Here is an 11,620-nt window from a genome sequence, read left to right as displayed (position 1 = left end):
TAATAGCAGCATAATGGTTTAAAATAATACATGTAATAATTAATTGTAAATTATATAAGCCACACAATAGGCTCATTAATTACTAGCTTTGTAAATTTGTGTAGCTCGCCAAGAATAATAGACCATATAAAAAATAAACAATTTATAAAGCTTAAATTTTAAAGGAGAAAGTTGATGAGTATTAAAATTAATGAGTACGAACTTCCGGATAGTTTAACCGGACCGTATGGAATAACAACAGGATTGGATGGAGCTATTTGGTTTACAGCAAACAAGGGGAATAAAATTGGAAGGATTAATTTAACTGGTGATATTACAGAATATAATATACCAACAATAGAAGCAAGACCATTAATCATTACAAGTGGACAAAATGAGGATTTATGGTTTACGGAGAATAAAGCTAATAAGATAGCAAAAATAACAATAGATGGTGATATTACTGAATATGATATACCGACTTTGAATGCGGGACCTTATGGTATAGCTATAAATGATGATGTGATATGGTTTACTGAAATAAATGCTAATAAAATCGGAAGGTTAGACAAGGCGGGGAGAATTACTGAATATAACTTACCTAATGAAGGATCTTACCCGGCTATGATTGTATCGGGTCCTGATGGAGCACTTTGGTTTACAGAAAATCAAGGTAATAGAATTGGGAAAATCACAGTTGACGGAGAAATAAGCACTTATGAAATACCCACTGTTGCTTCAGGTCCGGTTGGAATTTGTGCAGGCACAGATGAGGATATATGGTTTGCTCAAATAATAGGAAATAAAATATGCAGAATGACGAAAGAAGGTATCATTACTGAATATCCATTACCAACTCAAAATGCTAAACCACATGCTGTAGTATCAGATAAAAAAGGAGAGATATGGTTTACAGAATGGGGTAGCAATAAAATTGGTAGATTACAAATTGATGGAAAAATAGAAGAGTACAAAATTCCTACTTTAAATGCAGAACCTCATGGTTTAGTTATCGGACCGGATGGAGCTGTATGGTTTGCTGAAGAATGTGGGAAAATTGGGCAAATTGTTTTTTAGCATAGAAAGTTCTATCTTGAATATAAATTTAAATAAGATTAAAAAATGACGATATATTAAATAGTTGTATTCAGAAAGTGAGTGATGTTTATGATATATGGACCAAACCCAGATTCCATACATCCTAATAAAGAAATAAAAAGTATATGTTTCATCAAAAATGTAATAACAAGACCGAATATAATAGTAGGGGACTATACTTATTATGATGATGAGGAAGGAGCTGAGAATTTCGAATCCCGAGTGACGCATCACTATGAATTTTTAGGAGACAAACTAATCATTGGTAAGTTTTGTGCTATTGCAAGAGGAATTAATATTATAATGAATGGCGCAAATCATAGAATGTGCAGCGTTACAACATATCCATTTAACATCATGGGGAATGGATGGGAAAAAGTTACTCCATCTCTAACCGAGTTACCTTATAAAGGGGACACTGTAATTGGTAATGATGTTTGGATTGGACAGAATGTTACCATAATGCCCGGTATCCATATTGGAGATGGAGCTATAATCGCGGCAAATTCAGTTGTAACCAAAGATGTTCCACCATACCATATTGCAGGTGGAAATCCTACTAAAATAATAAAGAAGAGATTTAATGATGATCTAATTCAGCACTTATTAAGTATTAAGTGGTGGGATTGGCCAAGAGAGAAGATTTTTGAAAATCTTGAAGTGCTTTGTAGTTGCGATTTAAATCTTATAAAAAGTATTAAATAAAACACAAGACATATAATCACGGATGAAAATACTATTACTCTAGACCAATATCATCAGATAGCTTAGATTAAGCAAGATAATACTAAAAATAAAATTACCCAACAGTCATATACAAAATTCTAGGCGAGGAAGAAACAAAAAAATAGATTGAAAAAATCAGTGACGGAAGAGAACTAACTCAAGAAGAGAAGGTACAAATCGGTATTAAATCGAATTAACTTTTATCTAAACCAGTAAGTATATTAGGAAAGAGGCAAGGAAATCTAATAGCAGCATAATGGAAAGGCAGTGCTTAGATTTGAAAATCTGAGCATTGCCGTTTTTAAATTCCATAATTGTAAGTGGAAATCTACAGATACATATCAAATATCTGACTTGATACCTAGATTAAAATCAAACTTCTAACGACTTAACCGCACAGTTTTTAAAAACATTTGAGAGAAGGATTTAGTTTGATTAAGGGTAAAAATTAAGAGAGGCATAGATTTTTTATAGAGATATTTATAAGTGAAATAGAAGATTATAAATTTATTTTATAAATCCGATTTGACCCATTCTATAAAGAGATCAAGAAAGGTGAAACAAAAATAATCATTATTTACCCGTAAATTATAAAAAGCAACTACCGGTTGACAAAAAGAATGTTGAAGTTGGTGGATTGCAACTGCCAAATTTTGTATATTATATTTAGAAAATATTTAATTAGGAGGTACCAATATGAATTTTGCTGATAAATTATCTTATCTCAGAAAAAAATTTGGATGGTCACAAGAAGAACTTGCAGATAAAATGGAAGTAAGCAGACAATCAGTTTCAAAATGGGAAAGTGGACAATCAATTCCCGAAATAGAAAAGCTGATTCGTCTATCAGATATATTTGAAGTGAGTTTAGATTATCTATTAAAAGATGGTCCGGAAGGAGATGGACCTGGTGATGCATTTGAAGAAAATGTAAATCAAAGAGTAGTAACTATGAATGAAGCTAGAAAATTTTTAGAAGTAAAAGAACAAACATCTAAAAATATAGCTCTGGGAGTATTTTTATGTATTGTATCTCCCGTGGTACTATTCATTTTACTGGCTCTTCATGAACTTGGGAGATATGAAATTTCAGAAAACCTTACTATAGCTATTGGTGTAGTGGCAATCATCGTAGTAGTAGCTGTTGCAGTAGTCATATTTATAATGACAAGGCAAAAAACTTCAGAATTTGATTATCTAGACAATGAAATTTTTCGGGCTGAGTATGGTGTTGCTGAAATGATCAGACAGAAGAAAGAAGAGCGGAAACCTAATCATACAAGAGCAATAGTTATCGGGACAGTACTTTGTATTCTGACTTCAACACCATTAATTGTTGGAGCACTGCTGGATAGTGAAAATGATGCCAGACTCTTAATGATTTTACCGATTAGTTTGGTTATGGTGGCCATAGGGGTATTTATAATGGTAAAAGATGGAGTAATATGGTCCAGTTATGAGAAAATCTCACAAGAAGGTGATTATTCAAGGGAGGAAAAAGAAAAACAGATAGGAACTTCATCAATGTCTACGGCCTATTGGGCAATAGTTGTGGCAATTTTCTTAGGATATTCGTTTATTACAAATAACTGGCAATACAGCTGGATTATATTGGTGGTATCCGGAGTATTATATCCCGGAGTAATCGCGTTATTTACAATGTTAGCCAAAGCAGACAAATAATGTTTTATAGTTTTAATCATCCTGGGCAAATCAAAATATTAATTTATTTACTAATATAATATTATCATTGCCGGAAATTATCGGCATTCACAAAACTATACTGTCAAAGAAAAACTCCGAGTTGTTTACCCGGAGTTTTTTGGCGGAGACGGAGGGATTCGAACCCCCGTGCCCGTGAAGGCAAACGCATTTCGAGTGCGCCTCGTTATGACCACTTCGATACGTCTCCATTTAAGATTATTATATATAAGCATAGTTCATTTTACAAGTAAGATGATGAAATACAGCTATATAATTTTAAACTACATTGTAAGCAAGTGCTCTTTATTATATAATAAAAGAAGTTATGTAATTAAGCTATTAATTCGGAGGGTATAATGATAAAAAACATTTTAACGGAATCTAAAGTACATTGTATAACCAATTATGTCTCCGCCAGAGAGATAATAAATGCACTTTATGCAATCGGAGCAAGAGGTTATGTCGGTGATGATCCCGATGAGGTGAAAGACATTACCGAGTATTGTGATTCTCTACTCATTAATATCGGGACCTTAAACTTTAGGACGATAAGGTCGATGCTAAAAGCCGGCTTATATGCAAATCAGCTTAGAAGACCGATAATACTCCAGCCCCAAGCTATAGAGACTTCAACACTTAGAAAAAATACAATTCAGACTTTCCTAAATGAATTACATGTCGATATTATCATTGGAGATATTTGCGAAATAAAAGAAGTGTATAGTTTAGTTAGTAATAGAGCTGTAGAAGAGGGCAAGATAACGGTTGAGCAAATGGCAGATATTATTGCTGAGCGCAAAAAATGTACTGTGATTATTATGGATATAGATGATTATGTCACCAATGGCAAGGAGTCCTATACTTGTAAAAACAGAACGGGACTACTAACCACGGTATTTGGCTATAAATGTGTTTATGCTGCGGTAGCTGCAGCGGTTGTAGGTACTGGACTTGATGCCTATAAAGCTGCTAAATGGGCGACTCTTTTGATGAGAGCAGCTAGAGAAAAGACTGAGGAAAAACTATCTGCAATGGATCTGGGAATTGGGGCTTTCGATGAAATCCTGATAAACAGTTTAGCTAAGATAGATTCAATTATCGGATTATTGGACGAATACAGAGACAAGTAGAAGCTTTAAAAGAATATTATTATATTCCTGTAAAGAATAATTAATTTGAGGTGAAAAATGAATCAAAAATTATGGGAAGACTGTGTCGAGTTTCATGGTCACGAGTGTCCAGGATTGGCAATAGGTTTTAGAGCTGCAATAGAAGCTATGAGAATACTAGATATTAAAAGAGATATTGATGAAGAACTCTATTGTATTACCGAAAATGATGCATGCGGAGTAGATGCCGTTCAAGTACTTACAGGCTGCACATTGGGTAAAGGAAATTTAATCTATCGCCCTGTTGGCAAGATGGCTTTTAGTTTTTATGAGAAAAAATCAGGAAAGAGTATCAGGCTTATGTTAAAGTCGATGCCGGAAGATATGGACAGGCCTCAGAGACAGAATTTTATTTTAAATGAACCCTTTGATGATGTTTTTAAAGTAACGGAGACTTTTTACAAACTGCCTGAAAAAGCAAAGATTTTCAAAAATGAAACCTGTGAAAACTGTGGTGAGACGACTGCTGAGCATAAGATTCGCTTGCAGGAAGGAAAAAAACTTTGTCTCGACTGTTTTACTGATTACGACAGAAAAATTATTTAGAAATACAAAAACAAAAAGACCGGCAAGATGCCGGTCTTTTATTATTACTCATCATTATCATTTTGTTCCAGTGTTGTTTTTCTAAACTCTGACGGAGTCACGAGTATGTGCTTCATAAAATGTCTGTTAAAAGTTTTGGTGGAATTGAATCCTACTATTGAAGCTATTTCGGTAATAGAGTAATCGGTTTCCAAAAGCAGGCTACATGATTTGTAGATTCTTACTTGTGTTAGGAAGTTTCTAAAATTCTGTTCCATATAGTATACCAGAATTTTATTTATACTCTTTGGAGAGATTTTAAACTCATTAGAAATGTCTACGATGTCTATATCTTCAGAATAATTATCGTAGATATACTCTATTATTTTAGTTGATCTGTGGTCTAATCTTACATTCACTAAAGAGTCAATACAATCATTTGCCTTTTTGAATCTTCGGATGCTAATGCCCTTTTTTTCAGAAAACACCTTGCTCAATTGAGATGGATCCGCGTATTTTACGGCGCTTGCAATGTCCTTTAGAGTGAGGTTTGTATGAAGCAATAAAAACTGTGCCTTAGACAGCCTCATTTCATGCAATAAGTCGTAAAATCCAAGTCCGGTCATCTGGTTTATATACTTAGAGATGGAGCTTTCACTCATTAGAAACACTTTTGAAAGAGTCTCCAAACTTAGATTTTTTGTAGAATTTAGATACATGTATTTAAAAATGTCTTGTTCGTTGAGTTCTTTGTTATAAACGGGTTGAGCACTGTCAATAAGCCTTAGGTACATGACCAGTAGTTCAACCAGTTTGGACTGCAAATAAAGTGTGGAATAGGAATTGTTTTTACTTAACATGTCCATTGAACAGATACCGATTTCATCTTTTATATCGTCAAAAATGGATTTAATTTTTTGAGAATTAGCCTCTTTGCTTAGTACTGAATTGTTTTGGTATAGCTTATCAATAAAGTTCACATCGGTATCGGTAATATTTAAGTCTCTTTTGACAATATGATTAAGTAGGTTGAAATTATATATTAATAGATAGTAGGTAACTTCTTCAACAACTTCTATAATCTGAGAAATTTGCCAGGGCAGTATCGCGATTACAACACCGGGCTTCATCTCATGTACTTCATTTTGAATTTTAATCTTAGCATATCCGCTTACGACGTATAAGAAACGGCTTTGTTTGTGTAATAGTCGATTTGTGGGATTCAAATCAGTCTGGATGTCAAAAGTTAAAATAGAAGAATCATCAAGTGCTGCTTCGTAATAGTCCTGAATTTTTATCTTTTTCTCAGCCATATTGTCTCCTTTCCTTAATAATATTACATATTTCTCCTCAAATTAAAGTATATTATATAATGAAGGTATAGTAAAGTAGAGAAAAAATCTAAATTAAACTATAAACAAAAATTGAGCTTAAATTTGTCCTATCATTTTATATAAGATATGCTATGATAATAAAGGAAACGATATCAGATAAACTATTATTAAAGGAGAAATGCAAAATGGGAAAAAACCTAAGAGGTAAAAACTTTTTAAAACTAATTGACTTCACTTCAGAAGACATCCGCTACTTACTAGAGTTATCTAAGGATTTCAAATCAATGAAAAGAGCGGGAGTTCCACACAAGTACTTGGAAGGAAAGAACATCGTATTACTTTTCGAAAAAACTTCAACTAGAACAAGATGCTCATTTGAAGTTGCAGGAAACGATCTTGGAATGGGAGTTACTTACCTTGATCCTGCTGGATCTCAAATGGGACATAAAGAGTCAATACCTGATACAGCAAGAGTACTTGGAAGAATGTATGACGGTATAGAGTACAGAGGTTTCTCTCAAGAGACAGTTGAAGAGTTAGGGAAATATGCCGGAGTACCTGTATGGAACGGACTTACTGACGAATGGCATCCAACTCAAATGTTAGCAGATATGCTTACTATTGAAGAGCATTTCGGATACCTAAAAGGATTAAAATTCGTTTACATGGGCGATGCTCGTAACAATGTAGCAAATTCTTTAATGATTGTTTGTGCTAAGATGGGTGTTAACTTTGTAGCTTGTGCTCCTGAGGAGCTGTTCCCGGAAGAGAATCTTGTAAGCATGGCTAAAGAAATCGCTGCTGAAAATCATTGTACAGTAACCTTAACTTCTGATCCAAAAGAAGGAACAAAGGATGCAGACGTTCTTTATACCGATATCTGGGTATCAATGGGTGAACCGGCAGAAATCTGGGAGCAAAGAATTGCATTATTGAAAGATTACCAAATCAACAAAGAAGCAATGGAAAATGCAAATCAAGAAGCTATATTCCTACACTGCTTACCATCTTTCCACGACTTAAAAACTAAAGTTGGAAAAGAAATTTACGAAAAATTCGGTCTAGAAGAAATGGAAGTTTCTGATGAAGTATTTGAATCAAGACAATCATTAGTATTTGATCAGGCCGAAAACAGAATGCATACAATTAAGGCTATAATGTACGCAACTCTTTGTTAATAGTTATTATGAAAGAAAGCTCATATTATGAGCTTTCTTTCAACTAAAATACAATTTGAGACTACGTTAAAGCATTAGATAGTTAAAACAAAAATAATTTACTTGAGTAATACATAGAATTGGAACAGTATGCTATAAATTTTATGCACTTAAATCATATTTAATATTGACTTAAGTAAATTAACTTTCACTACCTGTAGAAGGATGGTATTAGATGGAAGATAGACAAAATTATAAATTATATAAAAAAGAGCTGGGTCTTGAGGCTCCTGTATTTTTAGCGATATTTCTAACCGGATTTATATATTTAGGTAATATAATGGGTGGAACCAATATGGTTAAAACCATGATGAATACGGCTTTTGACCTTTTAAGAAATGTATGTTTTTACCTAATGGCTGTCGCAGTATTAGCCGGAGGTATTTCAGGGGTGTTTTCTGAATTTGGAGTAATCGCTCTAATAAACAGAGCACTATCCGTGGTTATGAAACCGGTTTATGATCTGCCAGGTGCAAGCTCACTAGGTGTTTTGAACTGTTTTATGTCGGACAATCCTGCGATACTGACACTTGCCTATGATGACAATTTTAGAAAGTACTTTAAAAAATATCAAATGCCGGCTCTTACCAATCTTGGTACTGCTTATGGAATGGGGCTAATCACTTGTACATCTATGATGGCTTTTCCTGTAGAAGGGGCTATCAAAGGAGCGCTTATAGGAGTGCTTGGGGCTGTGGTCGGAAGTATTATTTCTGTTAGATTGATGATTTCAAAAACAAAAAAATATTATGGCACTACGGAAATGGTAGAGTGTGATATTACGGATCCGATTCCCGAGGGAACAAGAAGAGTTAGAGAAGGATCCATTGGGGGAAGATTCATTCAATCTCTACTTGACGGAGGTAAGGTCGGAGTAGATATGGGACTTTCAATTATTCCCGGGGTACTGCTTATCTGTACAATAGTACTCATGCTTACCAATGGTGCCGGACCTAATGGATATGACGGATCTGCAAATCAAGGGATTCCACTACTTCCTTATATAGGCCAAAAATTAAGCTTTATAATCAATCCACTATTCGGATTCAGTACTCCTGAAGCTATAGCAATTCCGATTACCGCACTTGGAAGTTCCGGAGCTGCTATTGGAATGGTGTCGGATATGGCTGCAAGGGGTACCATAAATGGCAATGACATTGCGGTATTTACTTCTATCTGTATGTGTTGGAGTGGATACTTATCTACACATATTGCGATGATGGACGCATTAAAAACAAAAGAGATGACGGGAAATGCAATTTTCTCTCATACTATTGGAGGATTGGGTGCAGGTATAGCCGCGCATCTGATTTGGGGGTTCTTGGGTTAAATGGATATCTATAAATATTCACAATCTGCTATAAATGTAATAAAAGCTGCCAATCAAATAGCTATACGTAAGAGTAATTCAGAAGTAACCGACTTACACTTGCTATTATCGATACTGCAGTATCAAGACATTTCTATAAGAGAGCATTTGACCTCCATGGGGGTCATAGTTCAGGAATTGGAAGATGCAACTGAAAATGCAGTAGATAAACTACGCTCGTCAAAGGGGCTTACCAGTCTGTATACAAGTAGATCACATCAAAGGGCACTTCTCATATCTGAAGAGATATCTAGAAATTTCTATGAAGAGCTCGTGTCCTTGGAACATCTATTACTGGCCTTGCTTAGAGAAGAAGATATGGCTACTGCAAAATTGGCCAAAATACATGGCTTGGATTATGCTGGATTGACTAAACAAATCTCGAAAAAATTTAACGAAGGATTTATGAACGGTATTTCACAAGAGACCGTTCAGACTCTATCCAAGTATGGTAGAGACCTGACTAAAGAAGCCATGGAGGGAAGACTTGATCCTTTAATCGGAAGAGAAGAAGAGATTAGAAACGCAATAAGGATACTCTCAAGACGTATTAAGAACAATCCCGTATTGATAGGTGAACCGGGAGTTGGAAAGACTGCAATAGTTGAGGGAATTGTTCAAAGAATTGTAAAAGGCGATGTACCGGACAATCTAAAAGGAAAACTCGTGTTTTCACTGGATATGACATCTCTTATAGCAGGTGCAAAGTTTAGGGGTGACTTCGAGGAAAGATTACAAAAGCTTCTTGAGCTAATAAGGGATTCTGAAGGTAAGATAATCCTGTTTATAGATGAATTACACAATATAGTCGGAGCAGGCAATACCTCAGGAACTATGGATACTGCAAATATGTTAAAACCAATGCTGGCACGAGGAGAGATTCTGACCATAGGAGCCACCACCATTGATGAATATAGAAAATATATCGAGGTAGACGGAGCACTTGATAGAAGATTCCAAAAGATTTTGATAGAGGAGCCGAGTGTGGAAGCCACTATCGCTATAATGAGGGGAATCAAAGCAAAGTATGAGAACCATCATATGGTGAGAATTACCGATCCTGCCTTGACTGAGGCTGTAAGGCTTTCCAAGAGATTCCTAACCGAGAGAAAGCTTCCGGATGTTGTAATAGATGTAATCGATGAGGCTTGTGCATTGGTAAAGATGGTTAGAGACCAAAAGCCAATGGAACTGGACGATCTTCATAGAAATATTGTAAAAGTCGAAATGGAAAGAATTACATTAAAAAATGAAGATGATGCTATTTCTAAACATAGAATGCTGGAAAAAGAAACAGAGATAGAAGAGCTTAAGAAGAAACTCGAAGAACGAACAGAACTATATAATCTGGAAAAAGAGAGACAGGAAAATATAGTAAGACTCGAAAGGGAATTGGAATTAATAAGGATTGAAATAGAGAGAGTCAAAGAAGAACATGATTTCGATAAACTGGACGATCTGCTAAAAACAGAAGGAAAGCTTGAGAAAAAGTTAAACTCTTATGAAAACTGTGAACCCTATTATCCACTACAGACCAAGGTAACCGAAGACGAAGTTAGAGAGATTATTTCTATTATGTCTGGGATGCCAACAGGAAAACTGCATTTGGACAAATTACAGAATATTAAGGAAATAAAAGCCAGGTTGAATGAGGAATTTGTAGGTGGAGACGAAGTAATATCAAAAATCATTAATACATATATGATTTCAGAGTCGGGACTGATATCAAGACATAAGCCAATAGGAAGTTTTCTTATATATGGTCCTCCGGGTTCAGGTAAAAGCTATATTGCAGAACTCTTATCCAAATATATTTACGATGGAGAGAAGAGTCTTATCAGATTTGACATGAGTGAGTTTACCGACAAGTCCACCATTACAAAATTAATAGGGGCACCTCCGGGATATGTGGGTTATGAGTTTGGAGGAATATTGACAGAAGCACTTAGAACCAAACCTTATAGTATTGTTCTTTTTGATAATATCAATAATTCCCATATAGAAGTCCAGAGTTTAATCGTTCAAATGGTTCATGAAGGTAAACTAAAGGATAATAAAGGCAGAAGTATAAATTTAAAAAATACAATTATAATTTTGACTATGACTACGGATCCGGGCGAAGATTTCGGGGCAGTTAAGTCAAAGTTAAAATCCGATATAGATAAATACGTGGATTATGTGTTCCGCTTGGAAGAAGTAAACAAAAACACAACCAAAAAGCTAATTGAACTCAATTTGAAGAAACTTGCAGATGAATTGAGCGAAAGGCAGATAAGTTTAATATGGACAGATGAATTTCTCGAGGATTTAACTCAAAGGTCATTTTCAGAGAACTTAGACTCAAGAGGTATAAAGAAACTGGTTGAACAGAATATTGCAACTTTGATATGTGCCAGCAATCTGGAGAGTGAATTGGATAGTTTCTCAACACTGACTTTAAGCTTGGATGAAGATAAAGAATTTAAGTTAATAATAGAAAAAAATAAAGATTAGGGAGGA

At 34.9% G+C, this 11,620-nt stretch carries 9 protein-coding genes and 1 tRNA gene; 8 read left to right on the top strand and 2 right to left on the bottom strand.

The window, feature by feature from the left end:
* Positions 1 to 174 precede the first annotated feature (174 nt).
* The 3 genes from VZL98_11380 (at position 175) to VZL98_11370 (ending at position 3,486) form a co-directional block, all read left to right on the top strand.
* Entirely contained in the window at positions 175 to 1,056 is an 882-nt protein-coding gene (locus VZL98_11380; GenBank protein ID WVH63276.1) for a hypothetical protein, read from the top strand.
* A 90-nt stretch (positions 1,057 to 1,146) separates the two neighbouring features.
* Positions 1,147 to 1,782, top strand: coding sequence for a Vat family streptogramin A O-acetyltransferase (locus tag VZL98_11375; GenBank protein ID WVH63275.1), 636 nt, complete (start codon positions 1,147 to 1,149; stop codon positions 1,780 to 1,782).
* A 717-nt stretch (positions 1,783 to 2,499) separates the two neighbouring features.
* Positions 2,500 to 3,486: a helix-turn-helix transcriptional regulator gene (locus VZL98_11370; GenBank protein ID WVH63274.1), complete on the top strand. Its 987-nt coding sequence runs from the start codon at positions 2,500 to 2,502 to the stop codon at positions 3,484 to 3,486.
* Between the two features lie 140 nt (positions 3,487 to 3,626).
* Here VZL98_11370 and VZL98_11365 read toward each other — a convergent pair.
* Positions 3,627 to 3,715 (bottom strand) — tRNA-Ser (locus VZL98_11365).
* Between the two features lie 148 nt (positions 3,716 to 3,863).
* On the opposite strand from VZL98_11365, the gene VZL98_11360 reads away from it, so the two are divergent.
* Both VZL98_11360 and VZL98_11355 read left to right on the top strand, forming a co-directional pair.
* On the top strand, positions 3,864 to 4,637 hold the full coding sequence (locus tag VZL98_11360; GenBank protein WVH63273.1) for a hydroxyethylthiazole kinase: 774 nt from the start codon (positions 3,864 to 3,866) through the stop codon (positions 4,635 to 4,637).
* A 57-nt stretch (positions 4,638 to 4,694) separates the two neighbouring features.
* Entirely contained in the window at positions 4,695 to 5,222 is a 528-nt protein-coding gene (locus VZL98_11355; GenBank protein WVH63272.1) for an FmdE family protein, read from the top strand.
* Between the two features lie 44 nt (positions 5,223 to 5,266).
* Here VZL98_11355 and VZL98_11350 read toward each other — a convergent pair whose 3' ends face one another.
* Positions 5,267 to 6,514 (bottom strand): AraC family transcriptional regulator, encoded by a 1,248-nt coding sequence (locus tag VZL98_11350; GenBank protein ID WVH63271.1) that lies wholly within the window; start codon positions 6,512 to 6,514, stop codon positions 5,267 to 5,269.
* Between the two features lie 206 nt (positions 6,515 to 6,720).
* On the opposite strand from VZL98_11350, the gene argF reads away from it, so the two are divergent.
* The 3 genes from argF to VZL98_11335 all read left to right on the top strand — a co-directional run bounded on the left by argF (position 6,721) and on the right by VZL98_11335 (position 11,614).
* Positions 6,721 to 7,713, top strand: coding sequence for an ornithine carbamoyltransferase (argF, locus tag VZL98_11345; GenBank protein WVH63270.1), 993 nt, complete (start codon positions 6,721 to 6,723; stop codon positions 7,711 to 7,713).
* Between the two features lie 214 nt (positions 7,714 to 7,927).
* A complete protein-coding gene (locus tag VZL98_11340) occupies positions 7,928 to 9,082 on the top strand; it encodes a hypothetical protein (GenBank protein WVH63269.1) in 1,155 nt (384 codons plus the stop codon).
* Positions 9,083 to 11,614 (top strand): AAA family ATPase, encoded by a 2,532-nt coding sequence (locus VZL98_11335; GenBank protein ID WVH63268.1) that lies wholly within the window; start codon positions 9,083 to 9,085, stop codon positions 11,612 to 11,614. It abuts the gene before it with no gap.
* Positions 11,615 to 11,620 lie beyond the last annotated feature (6 nt).

The organism is Peptoniphilaceae bacterium AMB_02, from assembly GCA_036321625.1.
GTDB lineage: Bacteria > Bacillota > Clostridia > Tissierellales > Peptoniphilaceae > Microaceticoccus > Microaceticoccus formicicus.
Note: the sequence above shows the minus strand (reverse complement) of the source record. Positions and strands in the feature narration are given on the sequence as shown.